We start from the raw sequence: 20,937 nt of genomic DNA on the forward strand, positions 1-20,937 counted from the left end.
ATTGTGCCCCAGGCGCCTGGACCCGATCGGGAGACCAGGTGCAGGAGATGCACAGGTCCGGTGGGCGCGGGCGGGAAACGGGGAGCGGATGCGGGCAGGACGGGCGGAGGAGCTCCTCGCCGACCTCTCGGCGCCGCCCACCCGGCGCACCTGTCTCACCCACCTCGAACGCCGTCCTGCCCGGGCGGGACGGCGCGGGGAGTTCCCCGAGTGGGTGGATCCGCGGCTGCTGCACCATCTGGCCGAACGGGGCATCACCGCGCCGTGGATCCACCAGGAGCAGGCCGCACGGCTCGCCCATGCGGGCCGCCACGCGGTGCTCGCGACCGCGACCGCCTCGGGCAAGTCCCTCGCCTACCTGCTGCCGGTCCTGACCTCCCTGGGCGCGCGCGAGCTCGACATCGAGGCGCCGCGGGCCACCGCCCTGTACCTCGCACCCACCAAGGCGCTCGCCGGGGACCAGCTGACCAACATCACCGCGATGGCCGACGGCGCCGGGATCCGTGACGCCCGGGTGGCCCTCTACGACGGGGACACCCCCGCCGAGCAGCGGCGCTGGGTGCGGCGGCACGGCACCATGGTGCTCACCAATCCGGACATGCTGCACTTCGGCATCCTTCCCGGCCACGAGCAGTGGGCGCACTTCTTCCGGGCGCTGCGCTATGTGGTGATCGACGAGTGCCACAGCTATCGGGGCGTCTTCGGCAGCCACGTCGCGATGGTGCTGCGGCGCCTGCGGAGGATCGCCGCCCACTACCGGGCCTCGCCCACCTTCGTGCTGGCCTCGGCGACCACCGCGCATCCGGAGCTGTCCGCCGCCCGTCTGATCGGCGAGGACGTGACGGCCGTGACCGAGGACGGCTCCCCGCGCGCCGGGGTGACCATCGGGCTGTGGGAGCCGGGGACCCGCACCCGCGTCGACGGACGCGGCGATCCGGCGCACTGGACCGGCGGCGACCGCGCCGGGCCGTCCGACGGCGCCGAGGAGGACCCTTCGGCGGGGGCGCGGCGGAGCGAGGACCCCCTGCGCCGCTCCGCGACCAGCGAGGCCGCCGCCCTCCTCGCCGATCTCGTCGAGCGCGGCGTGCAGACCCTCGTCTTCGCGCGCTCCCGCCGCGGCGCGGAGCTGGTCTCCAGCGGCGCACGCCGCCTGCTCACCCAGAAGGCCGAGCACACGGCCGCGCCCGCTCTCGCCGCGCGCGCCGAGCGCATCGCCGCCTATCGCGGCGGCTACCTCGCCCGGGAGCGGAGGGAGCTCGAGGACGCCCTGCGCTCCGGCGAGCTGACGGCCCTGGCCTCGACGAACGCTCTCGAGCTGGGCATCGACATCGCCGGTCTCGACGCGGTCGTGGTCGCCGGCTGGCCCGGCACCCGCGCCTCGCTCTGGCAGCAGTTCGGCCGGGCCGGGCGGAAGCAGGACGCCGACGGCGGGGCGCTGGCCCTGTTCGTCGCCCGCGAGGACCCGCTGGACACCTACGTGGTCCACCATCCCGAGACGGTCCTCGGGGCGGAGGTCGAGGCCGCCGTGTTCGACCCTGCCAACCCGTACGTGATGACCCCGCACCTGTGCGCGGCGGCCTCCGAGCTCGCGATCCGCGACGGCGAGGAGGGCATCTTCGGCCCCACCGCCCGGGAGCTGCTGACCACCCTCGCCGCACGCGGCGTGCTCCGGCAGCGGGAGACGGGCTGGTACTGGACGCTGTCCGAGTCCGCGCACGAGCTCACCGACCTGCGCGGCAGCGGCGGCGAGCCGGTGCGGATCGTCGAGCGGTCCAGCGGCGCGCTGCTGGGGACGGTGGACGCCGCGAGCGCCCACACCCAGGTGCACGACGGCGCCGTCTACCTCCATCAGGGCGCCAGCTACGTCGTCGACCACCTGGACGTGGAGCAGGCGGTCGCCTTCGTCCATCGCGAGGACCCGCTGCACACCACCCATCCGCAGTCCGCCTCCACCCTGCGGATCCGGCAGGTCGACCGCGAGGTCGAGTGGGAGCAGGGGATCCGACTGTGCTTCGGCACCGTCGACGTCACCGACCAGGTCACCGGCTACCAGGTGCGGGACGTGTTCACCCAGGCCGTGCTGGCCCAGCACCCGCTCGACCTGCCGCCGCGCACCCTCACCACCAAGGCCGTGTGGTGGGTGATCCCGCAGGAGACCGCCGATGCCGCGGAGATCCCCGGCGAGGAGCTGCCCGGCGCGTTGCACGCCGCGGAGCACGCCGCGATCTCGATGCTGCCGCTGCTGGCGACGTGCGATCGCTGGGACATCGGCGGCCTCTCCGCGGCGCAGCACGAGGACACCGGTGCGCCGACGATCTTCGTCTACGACGGCGCGCCCGGGGGAGCGGGTTTCGCCGAGCGCGGCGCCGACGACGCCGCGGCCTGGGTGCGGGCGACCGCGGACATGATCGGCGACTGCCCCTGCGAGAGCGGCTGCCCCGCCTGCGTGGTCTCCCCCAAGTGCGGCAACGGCAACGAGCCGCTGTCCAAGCGGCAGGCCGAGCGGCTGCTCGCCCTGCTGCGCCCGCGCGCGGAGCACTGACGGCGCGGTCCCGCCGCTCACGGCAGGTCCGCCGGTCCGGGGCCGGCGCGCGAACGTGCCGTCGCCGCGGGCAGCGGGGCGGCCTCGACCCGGGTGCGCACCAGCACGTCCCACTCCCGCCGTGTGCAGCTGACCAGCTCGGCGCCGTTACGCGCGGCGACCTCCTCGGCGACGGCGCAGGGCCGGCCGGAGGCCGCGGCCAGCGCGTCCGCCCCGGCGAGGGAGGCCAGGTCCGCGGCGGTCTCCGCGCGGGCCTGGGCGAGCAGGCCGGCGCCCAGCAGCGACAGGGCCGCCGCGGCGGCCGCGCCGGCGCCGGACCAGGCCAGCACCGAGGCGGCCGAGGTGCTCATGGTGCTCCTCCCTCGAGCAGATGCGGCTCCTGGCGGGCCACGGCGTCGGCCGAGAGCCGCCAGCTCGCTCCGGACAGGACGCCGGCGGGCGCCTGCAGCGTCCGCGACGCCTCGACGCGCACCCAGGGTCCGGACCCCGAGATCTCGACCGCCGTGCCGTCCCCGCCGATCCGCTGCGCGACGGCGACCGCGGTGGCGGAGTCCTCCCCGCGGGCGAGCTCCCGGGCGGCGCCGCGCGCCGCGCTCTCGAGCCGCAGCTGGCCGGCAAGACCCGCACCGCACAGGAGGACCACCACGACCATCGCCACCACCACGGGCAGCACGATCGCCGTCTCCGCGGTGGCGGACCCCCGGTCGCCCCGCAGGCGGGACGACCGGGCGGACCGCGTCATCACAGCCCCTGGGACAGCGCCGAGGTGATGATCCCCAGCAGCATCTCGCGGACCTCGCCCGAGGCCAGCAGGGCGACCAGCACGGCGGCGAAGCCGCAGGCGGCGAGCACCGTGATCGCGTACTCGGCCGTGGACGCCCCGGTCTCGTCCCGCAGCGCGGCCGCGAGGCGCCGGCGCATCCGGTTCTTCGTGGGATTCATGATCTCCTCCTTCATCGTCCGGACGGCGATCACCGTCCGTTCGCGGCACGGGCCGCGGGGGCCGGGGCGGCGGACGCCGTCCCGGGTGGCAGCCGCAGCTGCCCGCGCCGACCCGTGGCGGGGCCGGCGCACCGGGCTCTCGCCCGGTGGACTGCGTGCTCAGGGCGGCGGGGCCCCGAGGGCGAAGGTGCCGCCCAGCAGGGAGATCACCGTGGGGATGATCCCCAGCACCACGAAGGCGGGAAGCAGCGCGAGACCCGTCGGCAGCACGAGGCGCACGCCGAGCTGTGCTGCCAGCACCTCGGACTCGCGAGCCCTGCCCCGCCGGGCGTCCCGCGCCGCGGTCCGCAGCACCCCGGCGAGGTCCGCCCCGGAGCGCTCGGCGAGGACCGCGGAGCGTCCCAGGGTCTCCAACGGGCCGGGCAGCTCCCGGGCGGCGAGGGCCGCGGGCATCCCGGCCGCCAGCGCCCCGGCCAGGCGGGCGAGGCGAGTGGCCTCCGGGCCCGGCGGGAGGGCCTCGGCGACGGCGCCGACGGACGGGCCGAGCGGCAGCCCGGACTCCAGCGCCCCCGCGATCAGCTCGAGGAGCAGCGAGGGATCCACACCCCGGCCCGCCGGAGGATCCGCGCGGCGGACGAGGCGGCGCATCCACCACCAGCCCAGCACGGTCAGCGCGCCGCCCGCGATCGCCAGGTGGCGGCCCACGCCGGAGCTGGTCAGCAGGTGCAGCGGATCGCCGCCCAGGAGGGCGCCGAGGCCGATCCCGGCCAGCGGCAGCACCAGCAGGATCCGAGCCGTCGAGCGCGGCCCGGCGAAGGCGCTGCGGCGGGCCTGTGCGGCGTCGTGCAGGTCGCGCAGGGCCTCGGCGAGGTTCTGCAGCATGCCCGCCGTGGGCGCGCCGGTCCGTTCGCACACGGCCAGGACCGCCCCCAGCGCGTCGATGCCCGCCGTCCCCTGCAGGGAGCCCGTGGCGGCGCGGCGGGGATCGGCGCCCGCGGCGCCGGCGCGGGCGAGGTCGCGCAGCTCGCCGTCCGGCAGGGTGCCCGCGACCGCGCCCCAGGCCCGGCGGATGCCCGCCCCGGAGCCGATGACGGTGGCCAGCTCCTCCACCAAGCGAGCGAGCTCGAGCGGACCGGTCGCGGTGCGCCGGGCAGGACGGTCGGGCCGCGCGAGCGCGGGGCGTCGCATCGGCGGAGCGAGCACCCACGCCAGCAGCAGGGCCAGGGGCAGCAGGGCGAGGCTCATGACGACCTCCGACCCGGTCCGCGGTCCCGGCGCGGCGCCCCGTCCCGCACGGCGGAGCGGTCCCGGTCGCGCAGCCGCGCGGCGAGCGCCGCGGCCCCGGGCCCCTCGAGCAGGCGCCCGCGGTCCGCGCGCAGCGCCGTCCGCGTGCGCAGAGCGCCGTCCGCATCCCGGTCCAGCAGCGCGATCTCCTCGAGGGCGCGGACGCCCTCGTGCCGCCCCAGGTGCACCACGACCTCGAGGGCGCTGGCCACCTGCGCCGCGAGCGCGCCGCGGTCCAGGCCGCCGAGCGCACCGAGCGCCTCGAGCCGGGCGGGGACATCGGCCGCGGTGTTCGCATGGACGGTCCCGCAGCCGCCCTCGTGCCCGGTGTTCAGGGCCTGCAGCAGCTCCCGGATCTCACCGCCGCGGCACTCGCCCAGCACGATCCGGTCCGGCCGCATCCGCAGGCTCTGGCGCACCAGCGCGGTGAGGTCCACCTCGCCGGCGCCCTCGCTGTTGGCGTGCCGGGACTGCAGGTGGACCACGTGCGGGTGGTCGACGGAGAGCTCGAGCACGTCCTCGACCACGACCAGCCGCTCGGCCGGCGCCGCCTCGCGCAGCATCGCCGCCAGCAGCGTCGACTTCCCGCTCCCCGTGCCGCCGGTGACGAGGAAGGGGACCCGGGCGCCGACGATCGCGGCGAGCACCCGACGGGAGTCCGGTCCGATCGCGCCCAGCTGCTCGAGGTCGTCGAGTCCCAGACGCCGGCGCGCGGGCAGACGCAGCGAGAGGATCGCCCCGCCCGGCGAGAGCGGAGGCAGCACGGCGTGCACGCGGATGCCCGAGGGAAGGTGGGCGTCGGCCCAGGGCACGGCGTCGTCCAGGCGCCGGCCTCCGGCGGTCGCGAGGCGGACGGCGAGATCGCGAGCCTGCGCCGGGGCGAGATGCAGCTCCGCGCGGTGCAGACCGTCGGCGTCGTCCACCCAGACGGCGCCGTCGTCGTTGACCAGCACGTCGGTCACCCCGGGGGCGACCAGCGGCTCGAGCGGCCCGAGTCCGTCGATGTGCTCGCGCAGCCGGGCGGTGAGCTCGAGCGTCGCCGAGGCCCCGAGCACCCGCCCCTGACCGCGCAGCACCCGCAGGACGCGCGGCACGTCCACCGTGCCGGGCGAGCGGACCAGGTCCTCCCGCACCTGCTCCAGGAGGACGGGGAGGTCCGGCGTGCTCTCGGCCGCGGCCGGGGCGCTCATGACCCCGCCTCCTCGTGGAGCTGCGCGAGCAGCTCGCGTGCGGCTCGATCGGCGCCGCGGCGGCGCACGTCCAGCAGCGGCACCGCGCCCCGGGGACCGTCGCGGAAGGAGGCCGCGCACGGCAGCGCCAGGTCCTCGGCCACCTCGGCGGGGAGCAGCCCGCCGCGGCGCCGCACGGCGATGCGGGCGAGGCCCGCCGGCAGCTCCCACGCCTCCAGCCGGCGCCCGGCCGCCCGCACCGCGTGATCGGTGGACGGGACCACGACCAGGAGCCGGTCGAGGTGCTCGAGAGCGGCGGGGACCAGGGAGGCGCCCAGATCCACCACCACGGTCCCGCCGCCGGGGCCCAGTGCCGCCAGCACGCGGGGCAGGTCCTGCGCATCGGGTGCACCGTGCTCACGGGCGACCAGGAGCGAGACCTCGTCGACCCGGGGCAGGGCGTCCCGCAGCGCCTCGCCGTCGTCGGGACCCAGCCGCGCCGTCTCCTCCCAGCCGATGCCGCGCGCGGCGGGGGCCTCGACGAGGAGATCGAGGCCCCCGCCGAGAGGATCGGCGTCCACGAGCACCACGGGACCGTGGCGGCGCCCGGCCGCCGCCAGGCGGGCGGCGAGGCTGGAGGCGCCGGCACCGCCGCAGCCGCCGGTCACGCCGAGCAGCAGCGAGGAGCCGCGCGGGCGGGCGAGGGCGGCGAGGCGGGAGAGCAGCTCCTCGGAGCCGCCGGGCAGGGGGAGGACAGCGAGCGCCCCGGCCTCGAGGGCGCACCGCCACAGGGCGGCCGGGACCACCTGCTCCGCGGTGACCACGAGCAGCGGCGAGCGCTCGGCGGCCGCCCGGGACGGGTCGGCGAGCAGCGCGTCGCCGTCCAGGACGGTGCACACGCTCGCCCCCGCCGCGGCGTCGACGCCGAGGTCGAGGCCGGCGGCCGTGGCATGGTCCCGCACCTGCTCCCGCAGGGGTCCGTCGGTCCCCGACCACCGCACCCGGGCGCGGACCGGGACCGGCGCCGCGGGCACGGCCCCGGACGGCGGGGCGGCGCCGGGGAAGGGAGAGCGACGGCGGCGCGGAGAGCTGCGGGGGTGCTCCTCGGGCTCGGTCGGGACCGAGGCGCCGGGCAGGCCGGGCACTGCCTCCACGGAGCGGCGGAGCGGAGCGGATGTGCTGGTCATGCCGCCATCGTGGCCGGCCGACGGGGCCGCGCCCAGAGGCCCCCGAGCGCCTGTGGACGAGGGGACGGTGGGGAGGAACGGTCACCGGGTTCGCGGTGCTTGCGCCCCCGCTCTCAGGGGCGTAGTGTGATCTGCACAACGACGAATACCGGCATCGGAACCCACGTACGACTGGTCCCCGCAACGGACCGGCTGTGAGGCGTCGACAGCGCCACCGCAGCCAGTGAACGTGTACGCCTGATCCCGATGCAGAGGGCTCGTCTGGAGCGGCGCCGCGACTGAACGCGACGCCGCTCCTTCATGTCTGCCCCCGAGCGGCCGGCGTGCCGCACGCCGGGCTGCGTGGCGACCTCAGAGGTCGAGGTCCACCACCACCGGCGCATGGTCCGAGGCGCCCTTGCCCTTGCGCTCCTCGCGGTCGATGAAGGATCCCGTCACCGCGGACTGCACGGCGGGGGAGCCGAGCACGAAGTCGATGCGCATGCCCTCCTTCTTCGGGAAGCGCAGCGCCTGGTAGTCCCAGTAGGTGTAGACCCCGGGCCCGGGATGCTCGGGGCGCACCACGTCCGCATAGCCGGCGTCCACCACGGCGCGGAAGGCCGCGCGCTCCGGCTCGGTGACATGGGTCTTCCCCTCGAAGGCCGCCACGTCCCAGACGTCCTCGTCGAGCGGGGCGACGTTGAAGTCGCCCACGAGCATCGTGCGGGAGCCCGCGTCCTCGGCGAGCGCACGCGCGCCCTCGGCGCGCAGCGCCTCGAGCCAGCGCAGCTTGTAGGCGTAGTGGGGATGATCCAGCTCGCGCCCGTTGGGGATGTACAGCGACCAGATCCGCAGGCCCTCGCCGACCACGCCGCCGAGGGCGCGCGCCTCGACCACGCCGGTCCCGTCCTCCGGCCAGGCGGGCACCGCCGGCAGCTCGGTGCGCACGTCCTCGAGCCCCACCCGCGAGATCAGCGCCACGCCGTTCCACTGGTTCAGCCCGTGCGCGGCCACCTCGTACCCGGCCTCCTGCAGCGCCGTGAGGTCCAGCTGGTCGGGTCGGGCCTTCGTCTCCTGCAGGGCGAGCACGTCGACCTCGTGACGCTCGAGGAAGGCGAGGACCCGATCCATCCGGGCCCGCAGGGAATTGATGTTCCAGGTCGCGATGCGCATGTTCCCGATCCTACGGGGACGCGCCGACGCGCGCCCAGGGCGGGAGCGCGGTCCGGACAGTCGTAAACTCGGTCCATGACGCGTGCACTCGTCACCGGATCCACCTCCGGCCTGGGCCTCGAGTTCGCCTGGCAGCTGGCCGGGACCGGGCACGATCTCGTGCTGGTCTCGCGCGACGAGGACCGGCTGCAGGCGGTCGCCGAGCAGATCCGGGACGTCCACTCCGTCACGGTCGAGATCCTGCCCGCGGACCTCTCCGACCGCGAGCAGCTCGAGCGGGTCGCGATCCGCCTCACCGATCCCGTGGACCGGGTGAGCTTCCTGGTCAACAACGCCGGCTACGGGCTGCGCGGCGGCTTCCTCGACGTGGGCATCGCGGACCACGAGAAGCAGATGGACACCCTCATGCGCGCGGTGCTGGTGCTCTCCCACGCCGCAGCGCGCACCATGGTGCAGCGCCGCCGGGGCGCGATCCTCAACGTCAGCTCGCTCGCGGGCTACACCACCGCGGGGCCCTACTCCGCGTCCAAGAGCTGGGTCACGGTCTTCACCGAGTCGCTCGCGATGGAGCTCAAGGGCACCGGGGTCACCGCCACGGCGCTCCTGCCCGGCTTCGTGCAGACCGAGTTCCACGAGCGGGCCGCCATGAGCATGGACGGCCTGCCCCGGATCACCTGGCTCAAGGCGCCGTACGTCGTGGAGCAGGCGCTCAAGGACACGGCCCGGGGCGCCGTGCTGTCCATCCCCTCCGTGAAGTACCGCACCGCCGGGGAGTTCTCCCGCATCGCCCCCCGGCCGCTGGTGCGCGCCATGACCTCTCCGAACTGGTACCACCGGATGCAGGTGAGGTCGGTGCAGCGCTCCCGTCGGAAGGCCTCCCGCCGCACCCTCAACGCCCCCTGGCAGGGGGAGGAGGACGAGGGCTGAGCGGGGAGGCCACCCCGGCGGCGGCCGCGGCGGGCGGGTGCCGTCCAGTACCCTGAGCGCATGTCTGCCGAGAGCATCGCGCCCGCCCTGTCCCTGCCCGTCGACGAGGCGCGCGAGCGACTGCGCGTGCTGATCCGCGACCTCGCCGTCGTGCGCGGGCAGGTCACCCTCTCCTCGGGCGCGGAGGCCGATCACTACGTGGACCTGCGCCGCATCACCCTCCACCACGAGGCCGCGCCGCTGGTGGGACGCGTGATGCTGGACCTTCTGCAGCGCGAGGGCCTGGTGCCGGGCATCGCGGCCGTGGGCGGGCTGACGCTCGGCGCGGACCCCGTGGCCGCCTCGATCCTGCACGCCTCCGCGGCGGACCCGGCGAGCGAGGCTCTGGATGCCTTCGTGGTGCGCAAGGCGAACAAGGCCCACGGCCTCCAGCGCCGCATCGAGGGCCCCGAGGTCTCGGGCCGCCGCGTGGTCGCCGTCGAGGACACCTCCACCACCGGAGGCAGCGTCCTGACCGCCTGCGAGGCGCTCGCCGAGGCCGGCGCCCGGATCGACGCCGTCGCGGTCATCGTCCACCGCGCCGACGCCTCGAAGCAGGCGGTCGAGGCCGCCGGGCATCGCTACGTCTCCGCCTTCGACATCTCCGAGCTCGAGATCTGAGCCGAGCGTCCGTGCATCCCGTCGAGCACGCGGGCCGGCGGGGACCCGGCGCGCCGGAGCGCGCGTCCGCCGGGGCCGAGGCGGGACTCACCCGATGAGCGAGGAGCGTCCCGCGGAGCCCCGCGCCGTCGGCGTGGGCCCCCATCCCGAGCCCTGGCCCGACGACCCGCGGCTGGATCCCGTGCTGCTCGCGGAGGGCGACCGCCGCAACGTCGAGGATCGCTTCCGGTACTGGCGGCGCGAGGCGATCGTCGCCGAGCTCGACACCCGCCGGCACGCGGTGCACATCGCGATCGAGAACCTCGAGCACGACGCCAACATCGGCTCGGTGGTGCGCACCGCGAACGCCTTCGCCGTCGGCGCCTTCCACATCGTGGGCCGGCGCCGCTGGAACCGTCGCGGCGCCATGGTCACCGACCGCTACCAGCACGAGATCCATCATCCCGATGCCGCGCACCTGCGGGCCTGGGCCCGCGAGCAGGGCCGTCCGCTGGTCGCGATCGACCTGGTCGAGGGTGCCCTGCCCATCGAGCGCACGGCTCTGCCGGAGAACGCGCTGCTGGTGGTGGGCCAGGAGGGGCCGGGCCTCAGCGAGGAGCTGCTGGAGGCCGCGGACCTCGTCGTCGGCATCACCCAGTTCGGCTCCACCCGCTCGATCAACGTGGCCGCCGCGGCCGCGATCGCCCTGCACAGCTGGGTGCTCCAGCACGCGGAGATCCCCGAGGGCCCGCTGCGCTGAGGCCGCTGTCCGCCCAGGGACCGCGGCCGCGGCATCTCCGCGCGCTGTGGGACAATGGCTCGGATCGAACGACCTCGTGCGGCGCCTCCGCTCCGCCGGTCGTCTCTTACTCTCTTCAGCGAAGGAGAATGCCACATGGCAGTCGCAACCCCGGATCAGTACGCAGAGATGATCGACCGCGCCAAGGCGGGCAAGTTCGCCTACCCGGCGGTCAACGTCTCGAGCTCCCAGACGGCGACCGCGGCCCTGCAGGGCTTCGCCGAGGCGGGCTCCGACGGCATCATCCAGGTGTCCTTCGGCGGCGCCGAGTACCTCTCCGGCTCCACCGTCAAGGACCGCGTCGCCGGCTCCATCGCGCTGGCCGAGTACGTCCACGCCGTGGCCAAGAACTACTCGATCACCGTCGCCCTGCACACCGACCACTGCGCCAAGGAGGTTCTGCCCACCTGGGTCGAGCCCCTCATCCAGTGGGACCTCGAGAACCGCGTGAGCAAGGGCCTGGACCCGCTGTTCCAGTCCCACATGTGGGACGGCTCCGCCGTGCCGGTCGACGAGAACCTCGAGATCGCCGAGCGCCTGCTGGAGAAGTCCGTCGCGGCCAAGAAGATCCTCGAGATCGAGGTCGGCGTCGTGGGCGGCGAGGAGGACGGTGTGGAGGCGGACGTCTCCAACGACAAGCTCTTCTCCACCCCCGAGGACGGCCTGAAGACCGCCGCCAAGCTGGGCCTGGGCGAGCGCGGCCGCTACCTCACCGCTCTCACCTTCGGCAACGTGCACGGCGTGTACAAGCCGGGCAACGTCAAGCTGCGCCCCGAGGTGCTGCTGGACATCCAGAAGGCCGTCGGCGCCGAGTACGGCAAGGACATGCCCTTCGACCTGGTGATGCACGGCGGCTCCGGCTCCACCCTCGAGGAGATCCAGACCGCGGTCGACAACGGTGTCATCAAGATGAACATCGACACCGACACCCAGTACGCCTTCACCCGCCCCGTGGTCTCGCACATGTTCGAGAACTACAACGGCGTGCTGAAGGTCGACGGCGAGGTCGGCAACAAGAAGGCCTACGACCCCCGCGCCTGGGGCAAGAAGGCGGAGGCCGGCATGGCCGCCCGCATCGTCGAGGCCTGCGAGAACCTCCGCTCGGCCGGCACCAGCGCCAAGTGAGCGGCGGGCCCGCCTGAGCGCGGCCCCGTCTCAGCCCAGGACCCCGGAGCGTCGGCTCCGGGGTCCTGTCGCGTTCACCAGCGATGGCCCTGGGCGCGCCCCATCACCCGCTTGAGGGCCGGCAGCACGTCCGCCAGGAAGATGCCGGCGATGATGATCCCGCCCAGCATGAACAGCATCGAGCTGCCGCGGCCCACCGGGTAGGGGATCGAGAGGAAGCCCAGCAGCACGGCCACGCCCGTCAGCACGCCCCAGAACACCTTGCTGCGCTTGTCCGCGGCGGTGTAGGCGTCCGCCCGGAAGCGCAGGGCGTTGACGAGGGCCCAGACCTCGACGGCCAGGAGCGCCAGGGAGAGCACGAGGAAGATCCACATCTGGATGAGGGCGATCATCCCCTCAGGATACGGGCCGGCCCTGGGCACCGCCGGGATCGCCGCGGCGGCTGCCCCGCTCAGCGGAGGCGGTCGGGATCCGAGCGGTCCGCGATCAGCAGCTCGATCGCCTCGGTGGTGGCCGGCGGCTCGAGGGCCCGCATCTCCTGGGTCATCGGCCGAGGGCCGATGGCATCGCCGTCCGCGGCGATGATCAGGCTGGGCAGGAACTTCTTGGCCTCCGCCGCGCCGAGGCCGGTGGCCTGCAGCAGGTCGATCGCCAGGGAACGCAGCTGGATGGTCAGCGTGACGCCCTCGAAGTGGCCGGCCCGACCGGGACGCAGCCCCTCGTCGTTGCGCAGCAGCATCTCCGGGGTGAGATAGGAGCTGAACAGCCGCAGCGTGCGGCGTGCCTCGGTGAAGTCCACCTCCCGGTGGGAGACGGCGGCGGAGAGCTCCTGGACCGCGTCCCGGGCCGCGGAGAGCGCCTCGGCGAGCGTGGAGTGCGCATCGCCGTGCACGGCGTCGAGGAACTCGACCTCCCGTCTCGCGATCACCCGGATGTTGCGCATGGCCCGGTCGGAGCCCACCAGCAGGTGCCGCAGCCGGTCCACCTCCCCCGCATGGCGCAGCACGGCGGGGGAGAAGGTGGCCATCTCGTCGGCGACGTCGTTGGCGAGCTTCCACTCGTCGGTGTACTTCTGCGAGGAGTCGCGGATGCTCTTGAGCGCCGCCTGGGCCACGCCCCGGTCCCCGCTGCGCGCGGCCAGCGCGAGGCTCACCAGGGTGTCGTCGAGCTCCTGGTAGAAGGAGATCGCCGCCCGGCGCTGCAGGCGGCGTGGGTCCCCGGACAGCAGCAGATAGATGACGATCGCGACGCTCACCCCGGTCAGGGCGTCCAGCACCCGGCCGCCGGGCGTCATCCCCGGGGTGATCGGCATGATCATCACCAGCAGCGACTGGATGGCGACCTGGAACCCGAACAGATTGCTGGAGTCGATCAGCCGCGCCAGCATCCCGGCGACGACCACCACCACGAAGATCTGCCAGGTCCCCGATCCGATCACCTCGCGAGCGAGCTCGCCCAGCGCCACCCCGAGCATCACCCCGCAGGCCATCTCGAGCATCTTGCGGATCTTCTTCTCGATGCCGAAGCCGATGATGATGAAGGCGACGATCGCGGAGAAGAACGGGAACTCGTGCCCCCAGATCAGGCCGCTGACGAAGTAGGCGAGGGAGGCGGCCAGGGCGGCACGCCCCACGGTCAGCGCGTCGTTCCGGGTCCGGTGGAAGCCCTGTGCGAACCATCGCCGGGCCGCGCCCCGCACCCGCTCCACGATCGGGAGCGAGGCGGTGGTGGTCGCACCGCCCACGCGCCCCGGTGCGGCCGGCGCCGCAGCGCCCTGCGCATCCGTCCGCCGGGCGCTCACGGGCGCACCGGGTCCTCGAGCCGCATCTGCAGCAGCTCCTCGAGCTGGAAGGTGTCGCCGTCGCGGGCGCCGCGGCCCACGATCAGCGGGGCGGGTCGCGGCTCGGGGGAGGCGCCCCGCAGCCGGGAGAGCAGGCCGCCGTCCACCCGCATCACGTAGTAACGGCCCTCGGCGTCCACCGCGAGCGAGCGATCGTGCTTGAGGTACCAGCCCTCCAGACCGGTGCGCACCGTGCCGGAGCCCGTGTACGGGCGCGCGCGCAGCGGGACCGGGCCGATGCCGGCGGCCAGGAAGCGCTCCACCCCCGCGCGGATCATCGCGGTCGCCCTCTCGTGCTCGGCCTCATGGGCGGCGCGGAGTGCCTGCTCCTTGGCCTCGATCACCTCCTGCCGGTGCCGGGACCACTGCTGTTGATCGCCCTGTGCGCTCATGGCCGCCATTGTTCCAGGTCCTCGCGGCGCCGCGGAGGACGAACGGGGATCAGGGCGTGCGGATGCCGTGTCGGTCTCGTGCAGGCGGCGCCGGGGGCGCCGCGGGCCGGTCCGGGCTCAGAGCTTCGCGGTTCGCGGGCGCTCCCCGTGCTCGCGAGAGATCACGATCGGCTCCTGGGAGGCGTCGAGCCACACCTCGCCGGGTGCCTCGTCGCCCGTGCCGGCGGGCACCTGCACGCTCAGCGCGGCGTCGAGCGGGACCGCGCGGCGCACCACGGCCAGGGCGATCGGACCGAGGTCCACGTGCAGAGCGGCGGAGGTGACGGTGCCCACGACCTTCCCGTCGGACCCTCCCAGGCGCACCTGTCCGCCGGCGCCGGCAGGGACGTCCTGCGAGCCGTCGAGGTGGAGCATCACCAGGCGGCGCGGGGGCTGCCCGAGGTTCAGCACCTTCGCCACCGTCTCCTGACCGCGGTAGCAGCCCTTGGTGGTGTGCACGGTGGTGCGCAGCAGGTCGAGCTCGTGCGGGATGGTGCGCTCGTCGACCTCGCGGACGGCGCGGGCGCGGTGGTCCGCGATCCGCAGCGCCTCCCAGGAGGTCATCCCGGCCAGGTGCCGCGTCTGCCAGGGCAGCTGCTCGATCCCGGCGGCCTCGAGGACGGTGAGCACGGCGCCGACGGGATCCTCGGGGTCCGGTCCGTAGGCCACGCCGCCGGGGGCGAGGTGCGGCCACGGCTCCGACCAGATCGCGACCGGCTCCGGCAGGCCCAGCTCCGGGAGCACCTCGGCGGCGGGGGCGACGGCGCCGAGCACGCGCAGGTCGTCGCGGTCCACCAGCTCGACCCGCGCGGCGAAGCGCATCATCTCCAGATAGCTCCGCAGCCCGGCGCGCGCCCCGGGGTCGAGCACGAGCAGCAGGGCCTCCTCGTCGATCACCACGGCGGAGGCGAGGTGCTCGACGCGGCCCTGCGGGGAGAGCACGGCGAGCGAGGAGGAGGTGCCGACGGGCGTGCCGCTGAGCACCTGGGTGGTGACCGTGGTCATCCAGCTGCGGGCGTCGGCGCCGCGCACCTCGAGCAGCTCGTGATGGCCGAGGTCGACGACGGCGGTGCGGTCCAGCAGGTGCCGCTGCTCCCGCAGCGGGGCCCCGTAGTGGGCGGGGACCGGGGCGTCGGGACCCTCGCCGAGCACCGCCGAGGCGCTCAGCAGGGGGCGGATCGCGCGGAGGGGCTCCGCGCCGGCGGGCTCAGACACGATGCAGCTCCAGGGAGAGATAGGGGGTCAGGGCGGTCTCGCCCGGGGCGCCGTCCGGCACCGGCGTGCGGCGCTCCCACAGCCACATCAGCCGGCCGCTGACGTAGCCGAACATCCGCGCGGCGGTCACGACGGAGGTGCCCTCCGCGGCGGCGCCCGGGGCGGTCAGCGCGAGCTGCACGCGTGGCCCGCGCACCTCGCCGACCCAGTCCTCGGGCTCCTCGCCGCGCCGCTCCAGATGCACCTCGAGCGCGGAGGAGAGGGCGCTCGCGGGCGTCCCGGGCCGGGCGGACTCGGCCGCCGCGACGTCCTGACCGGGCAGCAGATCGCCGACCCGCCACACGCCCTCCTCGCGGTGGAGCAGGCTGCGCTCCCCGGTGCCCGAGGGGGCAGGGGCGGGTGCGTCGTCGCGGGAGAAGGCGCTGGTGGGCGGGAGCGGAGCCGGGGCGTCGATCACGTGGATGCGCGAGACCCAGGACAGCGTGCCGTCTTCCTGCGCCGTGCAGTCCAGCTGCTGCTCGACGCGGCGCCCGGGAGCGCCGTCCTCGGTGCTCTGGAGGGCGCCGGAGCCCTCCCAGCTGCCGATCAACCAGGCCAGCGGGTACAGGGGGCGGGGGAGCGAGGGGTCGAGCGTGATGGGCATCGGTGCCGCTTCGGGCTCAGCGGTCGAACAGACGGGTGACCACGAGGACGGCGAAGGCGAGCGTCCCGAGGCCCACGAGCACGACGAGAGCGAGGAAGAACAGAGAGAGCGCGGACATGCCGGCAGTCTATCGTCCCGCACCCCCGGCGGGGGCCTCAGGGCAGGAGCGTCACCACGAGGTGGGCGAGGACGCCCACGGTCGCGACCGGCACCGCGGCCACCGCGAGCGAGGGCACGGGCTCCTTCGCGACCAGGGAGGAGCCCACCAGCAGATGGGCGCTGGCGGCGGCGATCGCGGTCACCAGGCCCACCGGGACCGCTAGCAGCGGCGAGATGCCCGCGAGCACCACCGCGAGCACGGCCGTCACGGCGGTGCCGGCCACGGCGGACAGCGTGAAGCGCAGCCGGCCCGGCAGCGAGGTCGCGTCCAGCAGAAGGGTGGCCCCGAGCCCGGCGGCGATCGCCGTGATCAGGCTCGTGCCGCCGTGCTCGACGGCATTGGCCTGGGCGATCACCCAGGTGGCGGCGAGGGCGGAGACGAACACCCCGGCCACGGTGCCCGTGAGGGAGGCGGTGAGCCCGCGACGGTCCCGACGCACCATCTGGTGCGCGAAGGAGGCGAAGACCCCGACGGCGCACACCATCACCACCGCGGAGATCGCGGGGACGCGCTCGGGGGCGACGATGCTCGCCAGGGCGCCGAGCACGCCGGCGGCGATCACCACGATCCGGGTCCCCAGGGCGGAGGGGAGCTCGAGCAGGGTCGGCCAGGCGATGCCGATCAGCAGCGCGAGCAGCGCGACGGCGAGGGCCATCAGCAGCGGGGACAGGGCCCCGGTGAGCGAGACCAGCATCAGGAGCAGGGCGAGGGCCGCCCCGAGGGGAGCGCGCTCGGGAGCGGTCACAGGTCCTCCCTCGCTGTCGAATCCGGTCCGTCCACACCGTCGCCGGAGAGCGGTCTGACGGGCGCTACAGTGTCAGTCTACGAGGGCCCGCAGGCTGCCACCTATTCGTCCCTCCTCGTGGCGCCCGCACGTGCCGTCGCAGCACCCCCACCGCCGAGTCCCGGAAGGACCTCATGATCACGACGGCCGCTCTGACCCCGCCCCGGCGCGCAGCGGTCCGCTCCCTGGCCGAACTCGTCACGGCGCACGACGGCGCCGGCCCGCTGGACGAGGCCGCGCTGCTCGCCCTGGAGGACGATTCCGCCCTCCATCTGATCCTCGAGGATGCGTCCGCCGCGGGGCACCTGATCGGCTACGCGAGCGTGCTGACCGACGGCACGGTGCAGGGCATGGTGGACCCCGCGCAGCGGCGCCGCGGCCACGGCTCCGCGCTGCTCGCCGCGTCGCTCGAGCGTCGTCCCGACGCCGGCGTGTGGGCCCACGGCGCCCTGGAGGGGTCCCTCGCCTTCCTCGCCGCGGCCGGGCTGCACGAGACCCGTCGTCTGCTGACCCTGCGCCGCGCTCTCGGCGCGGATCATCCCGTGCCGCCCACCCCGTCCTCGACCCTCGAGGGGCTGATGCTGGACCGCTTCCGGGAGGACCGCGACGCGAGCGGCTGGGTGGCGGTCAACGCCCGCGCCTTCGCCGACCATCCCGAGCAGGGTGCGCTGACGGGCCAGGACCTCGCCCGGCGCCTGGACCAGCCCTGGTTCGACGCCCGGGACATGCTGGTGGCGCGCCGCGGCGAAGAGCTCGTGGGGTTCGTCTGGGTCAAGCGGGAGCATCCCGGCGCCACCGCGGCCGACGCGGAGATCTACGTGGTCGCGACCGACCCGTCGGTCCAGGGCCACGGCGTCGCCGCACAGCTGCTCGCGGCCTCCCTCGAACAGCTCGCGCAGGACGGCGTCCCCGGCGTGGAGCTCTACGTCGAGGCGGACAACACCGCGGCGCTGCGGCTGTACGAGCGCTGGGGCTTCGCCGTCTCGGGACGCGACGTGCAGATGCGCGCCGCGACCAGGGGCTGATCCGTGCGCGTCGCCCCCGGCAGCCCGCCCCCCGTCCTCGCCGCCGGAGCCCTCGCCTGGCGCGAGAGCGCGGAAGGTCTCGAGGTGCTGCTGGTCCACCGTCCGCGCTATGACGACTGGTCGGTCCCCAAGGGGAAGCTCGACAAGGGGGAGACCTTCCCGGCGGCCGCCGTCCGCGAGGTGGCCGAGGAGACCGGATACCGGGTGCGGCTGCACCGGCCGCTGCCGGCCTCCGTCTACCTGCTGCCCGACGGTCGCACCAAGATCGTGCAGTACTGGTCGGCGACCGTGCGCGCCCAGGTCGCCCCCGGCCCCGCGGACGCGGGAGAGATCGACCAGGTGCGGTGGACGAGTCTGGAGGAGGCCGAGCACCTGGTCGCGCGGCAGAGCGACAAGGTGACGCTGGGGTCGTTGCGCCGTTACCTGGAGGCCGACGAGCTCGCGACGGTCCCGATCATCGTCCAGCGCCACGGCGCGGCGCTGTCGCGATCGAAGTGGCGCAAGGGCGAGGGGAGCCGCCCGCTGAACTCCAAGGGCAGGAAGCAGGCCAAGGCGCTGCCCGCCCTGCTGGACGCCTTCGATCCGGCGACCGTGGTGAGCAGCCCTTGGCAGCGCTGCCTGTCCACCGTGGAGCCGCTGGCGCGGATCGAGGGGCTGAAGGTCCGCACCAAGTACGAGCTCACCGAAGCGGGGCATGCCGAGCGTCCCTCCCGCGCCGCCGCGGTGATGGACCGAGTCCTGCGGGAGGCGCGGCCGACGGTCGTGTGCACCCATCGACCCGTGCTGCCGACGGTGATCGAGGCGGTGCGCGCGGTGTCCCAGCAGGGCGCCTCGCTCGAGCTGCCGCGGACGGACCCGTATCTCGCCGCGGGGGAGGCGATCATGCTGCACACGACGCGGCAGGGGACGGTGGTGGCGGTCGAACGCCACCTGCCGAACATCGGCTGAGCGCCGCCGGACGCGACGGCGCGTCGACCGCGTCCCGGACCGGACGGGACGCCCCCGGGAACGGGGAGGAGAAGGAGCGAAGGATGAGCAGTCTGCAGGGAGGGGGCCTTCCCGGCCGCCGCGACGACGCGGGCGGCGGCGCGCCGCACGCCGCCGATCCGTACGGCCTCGGAGCGGACCCCTACGCGGCTCCGGACCCCTACGCGGCTCCGGACCCCTATGCGGCCGCGGATCCCTCTGCGCAGCCGTCCCCCGGTGCTCCCGTGGACCCCTACGCGGTCGCTCCGCCGCAGAGCGCGGGCTTCGGCCCCGAGTTCGGCGCGGACGCCGCCGCGGCCGGCCCGTACGGCGGGGCGGCGCCCGTCGAGGGCGTGGTCCCGGGAGCGTATGGGCCGTACGTGCCGTACGTTCCCCCGCCGAGCTCGGGCAGTGCCATCGCCTCGCTCGTGCTGGGCCTCGTCGCGCTGGTCCTGTGCGGCGGTCTCACCGCCCCCGTCGGCATCGTGTTCGCGGCCAAGGGGATGCGGGAGACGGCACCCGGCGCGATGCCGCCCCGGAGCGGCCGCGGACTCGCCATCGCGGGGCTGGTGCTGTCCCTGGTGGGACTGATCCCGCTGCTGGTCACCCTGGTCTACGCGGTGATGATCGTGGTGATGATCGTGGTGGAGGCCGGCGCGGTGTGACCCGTCCGTGACCGGAACTGTGACCTGATCGTGAGTCCGTTCTGACCTGGGGTGACAGGGCCCTGAGAGGCCTGTTCACCTGCTGTTCACACGCGGGCGGGCGGCGTGTCATCTGCCCTCCCTAGCGTCACCGTGTCAGACCTCCTCAGCTGGACAAACCCGCGGGCCCTCGGCCCCGAAAGGACACGCAGTGAACGTTCGCAAGAACAAGCTCGTCTCGCTCGCCGCGCTCGGCCTGACCGCCGGTCTCACCCTGGCCGCCTGCGGCGGAAGCTCCGACAACGGCTCCGGCGACGGGGCGGGTTCGGACAACGGCGGCGCCGCCGCTGCCGGCGGCTACGCGGAGCTGACCGGGAACCTCGCGGGCTCCGGCGCGTCCTCCACCCAGAACGCCCAGACCGCCTGGACCGAGACCTTCATGGGCCTGGTCGGCGCCGAGGGCGGCGACCTGACGGTCACCTACGACCCCACCGGCTCCGGCACCGGCCGTGAGCAGTTCCTCAACGGCGAGGTCAAGTTCGCCGGCTCCGACGCCGCCCTGGGCGAGGAGGAGCTCGAGGCCTCCACCGAGGTGTGCAACGGCGAGCAGGCCGTGGACCTGCCCCTGTACATCTCCCCGATCGCCGTCGTGTTCAACATCGAGGGCGTCGACTCGCTGAACCTCACCCCGGAGGTCATCGGCGGCATCTTCGCCGGCGACATCACCAACTGGAACGACCCGGCCATCGCCGAGTCCAACCCGGACGCGGAGCTGCCGGACCTCGACATCGTCCCGGTGCACCGCTCGGACGACTCGGGCACCACCGAGAACTTCACCGAGTACCTCTCGGAGACCGCTCCCGATGCGTGGACCCACGGTCCCATCGAGACCTGGCCCATCCCCGGCGGCCAGTCCGGTGACGGCACCTCCGGTCTGATCTCCACCGTCGAGGGCGGCAACGGCACCATCGGCTACGCCGACGCCTCGCAGGCCGGCAACCTCGGCGTCGCCGCCATCCAGGTGGGCGAGGAGTTCGTCGAGTACAGCGCCGACGCCGCCGCCAAGGCCGTCGACGTCTCCCCGCGCGCCGAGGGCCGCGCGGAGAACGACATCGTCTTCGAGCTGGACCGCACCACCACCGAGGAGGGCGTGTACCCGATCGTGCTCGTCTCCTACCTCGTGGTCTGCGGCTCCTACTCCGACGCCGCCGAGGGCGAGGCCGTGAAGTCCTACGCCTCCTACATCACCTCCCAGGAGGGGCAGCAGCTCTCGGCCGAGATGGCCGGCTCCGCGCCGCTGACCCAGGAGCTCTCCGACGAGGTCCAGGGCGTCATCGAGGGCATCAGCGTCGGCTGATCCTGACAACCGGCACACGGGCGTGCCGCCGGGTCCGAGCGGCTCGGCGGCATTCCCGTGTCCAGGCGTCCTCGCCCGGACGCCCCCCATCCCACCGGCCCCGTGA

Annotated in this window: 22 protein-coding genes; 9 read left to right on the forward strand and 13 right to left on the reverse strand. The window is 74.6% G+C overall.

The features are described 5' to 3' along the window. Positions 1-88: 88 nt before the first annotated feature. Positions 89-2,542: a DEAD/DEAH box helicase gene (locus CXH06_RS02355; protein ID WP_114853557.1), complete on the forward strand. Its 2,454-nt coding sequence runs from the start codon at positions 89-91 to the stop codon at positions 2,540-2,542. Between the two features lie 17 nt (positions 2,543-2,559). Here CXH06_RS02355 and CXH06_RS02360 read toward each other — a convergent pair whose 3' ends face one another. The 7 genes from CXH06_RS02360 to CXH06_RS02390 form a co-directional block, all read right to left on the reverse strand. Then, positions 2,560-2,892, reverse strand: coding sequence for an Rv3654c family TadE-like protein (locus CXH06_RS02360; protein WP_114853558.1), 333 nt, complete (start codon positions 2,890-2,892; stop codon positions 2,560-2,562). After that, entirely contained in the window at positions 2,889-3,284 is a 396-nt protein-coding gene (locus tag CXH06_RS02365) for a TadE family type IV pilus minor pilin (protein ID WP_114853559.1), read from the reverse strand. The genes CXH06_RS02360 and CXH06_RS02365 overlap by 4 nt, the downstream gene beginning before the upstream one ends. Next, a complete protein-coding gene (locus tag CXH06_RS02370; RefSeq protein ID WP_114853816.1) occupies positions 3,284-3,484 on the reverse strand; it encodes a DUF4244 domain-containing protein in 201 nt (66 codons plus the stop codon). The genes CXH06_RS02365 and CXH06_RS02370 overlap by 1 nt, the downstream gene beginning before the upstream one ends. Before the next feature lie 159 nt (positions 3,485-3,643). Continuing rightward, positions 3,644-4,729 (reverse strand): type II secretion system F family protein, encoded by a 1,086-nt coding sequence (locus tag CXH06_RS02375; RefSeq protein ID WP_114853560.1) that lies wholly within the window; start codon positions 4,727-4,729, stop codon positions 3,644-3,646. Further along, a complete protein-coding gene (locus tag CXH06_RS02380) occupies positions 4,726-5,958 on the reverse strand; it encodes a TadA family conjugal transfer-associated ATPase (protein WP_114853561.1) in 1,233 nt (410 codons plus the stop codon). The genes CXH06_RS02375 and CXH06_RS02380 overlap by 4 nt, the downstream gene beginning before the upstream one ends. Then, on the reverse strand, positions 5,955-7,124 hold the full coding sequence (locus CXH06_RS02385) for a hypothetical protein (protein WP_114853562.1): 1,170 nt from the start codon (positions 7,122-7,124) through the stop codon (positions 5,955-5,957). Before CXH06_RS02385 ends, CXH06_RS02380 begins: the two co-directional genes overlap by 4 nt. Before the next feature lie 351 nt (positions 7,125-7,475). Then, the gene (locus tag CXH06_RS02390) at positions 7,476-8,276 is read right to left on the reverse strand and encodes an exodeoxyribonuclease III (RefSeq protein WP_114853563.1); all 801 of its coding nucleotides are present in this window, start codon (positions 8,274-8,276) and stop codon (positions 7,476-7,478) included. A gap of 75 nt (positions 8,277-8,351) precedes the next feature. On the opposite strand from CXH06_RS02390, the gene CXH06_RS02395 reads away from it, so the two are divergent. The 4 genes from CXH06_RS02395 (at position 8,352) to fbaA (ending at position 11,766) form a co-directional block, all read left to right on the forward strand. Further along, positions 8,352-9,203, forward strand: coding sequence for an SDR family oxidoreductase (locus CXH06_RS02395; RefSeq protein WP_114853564.1), 852 nt, complete (start codon positions 8,352-8,354; stop codon positions 9,201-9,203). Positions 9,204-9,263: 60 nt separating this feature from the next. Beyond that, positions 9,264-9,863 carry an orotate phosphoribosyltransferase gene (locus CXH06_RS02400; protein WP_114853565.1) on the forward strand — a complete coding sequence of 200 codons (600 nt, stop codon included), beginning with the start codon at positions 9,264-9,266 and terminating at the stop codon, positions 9,861-9,863. A 94-nt stretch (positions 9,864-9,957) separates the two neighbouring features. Beyond that, positions 9,958-10,602, forward strand: a complete 645-nt coding sequence (locus CXH06_RS02405; protein WP_114853566.1) for a TrmH family RNA methyltransferase — start codon at positions 9,958-9,960, stop codon at positions 10,600-10,602. Between the two features lie 135 nt (positions 10,603-10,737). Further along, a complete protein-coding gene (gene fbaA, locus CXH06_RS02410) occupies positions 10,738-11,766 on the forward strand; it encodes a class II fructose-bisphosphate aldolase (RefSeq protein ID WP_114853567.1) in 1,029 nt (342 codons plus the stop codon). A gap of 74 nt (positions 11,767-11,840) precedes the next feature. Here the strand turns inward: fbaA and CXH06_RS02415 are convergent, their stop codons facing one another. From CXH06_RS02415 to CXH06_RS02445, 6 genes are all read right to left on the reverse strand, one after another. Then, a complete protein-coding gene (locus CXH06_RS02415; protein ID WP_114853568.1) occupies positions 11,841-12,158 on the reverse strand; it encodes a DUF2516 family protein in 318 nt (105 codons plus the stop codon). A gap of 59 nt (positions 12,159-12,217) precedes the next feature. Next, entirely contained in the window at positions 12,218-13,567 is a 1,350-nt protein-coding gene (locus tag CXH06_RS02420; protein WP_232820161.1) for an aromatic acid exporter family protein, read from the reverse strand. Beyond that, complete coding sequence (locus CXH06_RS02425; RefSeq protein ID WP_114853818.1) at positions 13,564-13,998, reverse strand: hypothetical protein; 435 nt, start codon at positions 13,996-13,998, stop codon at positions 13,564-13,566. Before CXH06_RS02425 ends, CXH06_RS02420 begins: the two co-directional genes overlap by 4 nt. A gap of 117 nt (positions 13,999-14,115) precedes the next feature. Beyond that, on the reverse strand, positions 14,116-15,252 hold the full coding sequence (locus tag CXH06_RS02430; RefSeq protein ID WP_114853569.1) for a folate-binding protein YgfZ: 1,137 nt from the start codon (positions 15,250-15,252) through the stop codon (positions 14,116-14,118). Then, on the reverse strand, positions 15,245-15,895 hold the full coding sequence (locus CXH06_RS02435; RefSeq protein WP_114853570.1) for a heme-binding beta-barrel domain-containing protein: 651 nt from the start codon (positions 15,893-15,895) through the stop codon (positions 15,245-15,247). The genes CXH06_RS02430 and CXH06_RS02435 overlap by 8 nt, the downstream gene beginning before the upstream one ends. A 155-nt stretch (positions 15,896-16,050) precedes the next feature. Then, positions 16,051-16,800: a hypothetical protein gene (locus CXH06_RS02445; protein ID WP_114853572.1), complete on the reverse strand. Its 750-nt coding sequence runs from the start codon at positions 16,798-16,800 to the stop codon at positions 16,051-16,053. Positions 16,801-16,973: 173 nt separating this feature from the next. On the opposite strand from CXH06_RS02445, the gene mshD reads away from it, so the two are divergent. The 4 genes from mshD (at position 16,974) to CXH06_RS02465 (ending at position 20,831) form a co-directional block, all read left to right on the forward strand. Beyond that, a complete protein-coding gene (mshD, locus tag CXH06_RS02450; protein ID WP_114853573.1) occupies positions 16,974-17,864 on the forward strand; it encodes a mycothiol synthase in 891 nt (296 codons plus the stop codon). A 3-nt stretch (positions 17,865-17,867) separates the two neighbouring features. Next, positions 17,868-18,812: an NUDIX hydrolase gene (locus CXH06_RS02455; RefSeq protein WP_114853574.1), complete on the forward strand. Its 945-nt coding sequence runs from the start codon at positions 17,868-17,870 to the stop codon at positions 18,810-18,812. A gap of 83 nt (positions 18,813-18,895) precedes the next feature. Next, on the forward strand, positions 18,896-19,495 hold the full coding sequence (locus tag CXH06_RS02460; RefSeq protein WP_114853575.1) for a DUF4190 domain-containing protein: 600 nt from the start codon (positions 18,896-18,898) through the stop codon (positions 19,493-19,495). Between the two features lie 190 nt (positions 19,496-19,685). Next, positions 19,686-20,831 (forward strand): phosphate ABC transporter substrate-binding protein PstS, encoded by a 1,146-nt coding sequence (locus CXH06_RS02465; protein WP_114853576.1) that lies wholly within the window; start codon positions 19,686-19,688, stop codon positions 20,829-20,831. Positions 20,832-20,937 lie beyond the last annotated feature (106 nt).

Source organism: Brachybacterium sp. YJGR34 (genome assembly GCF_003347015.1).
Taxonomy (GTDB): domain Bacteria; phylum Actinomycetota; class Actinomycetes; order Actinomycetales; family Dermabacteraceae; genus Brachybacterium.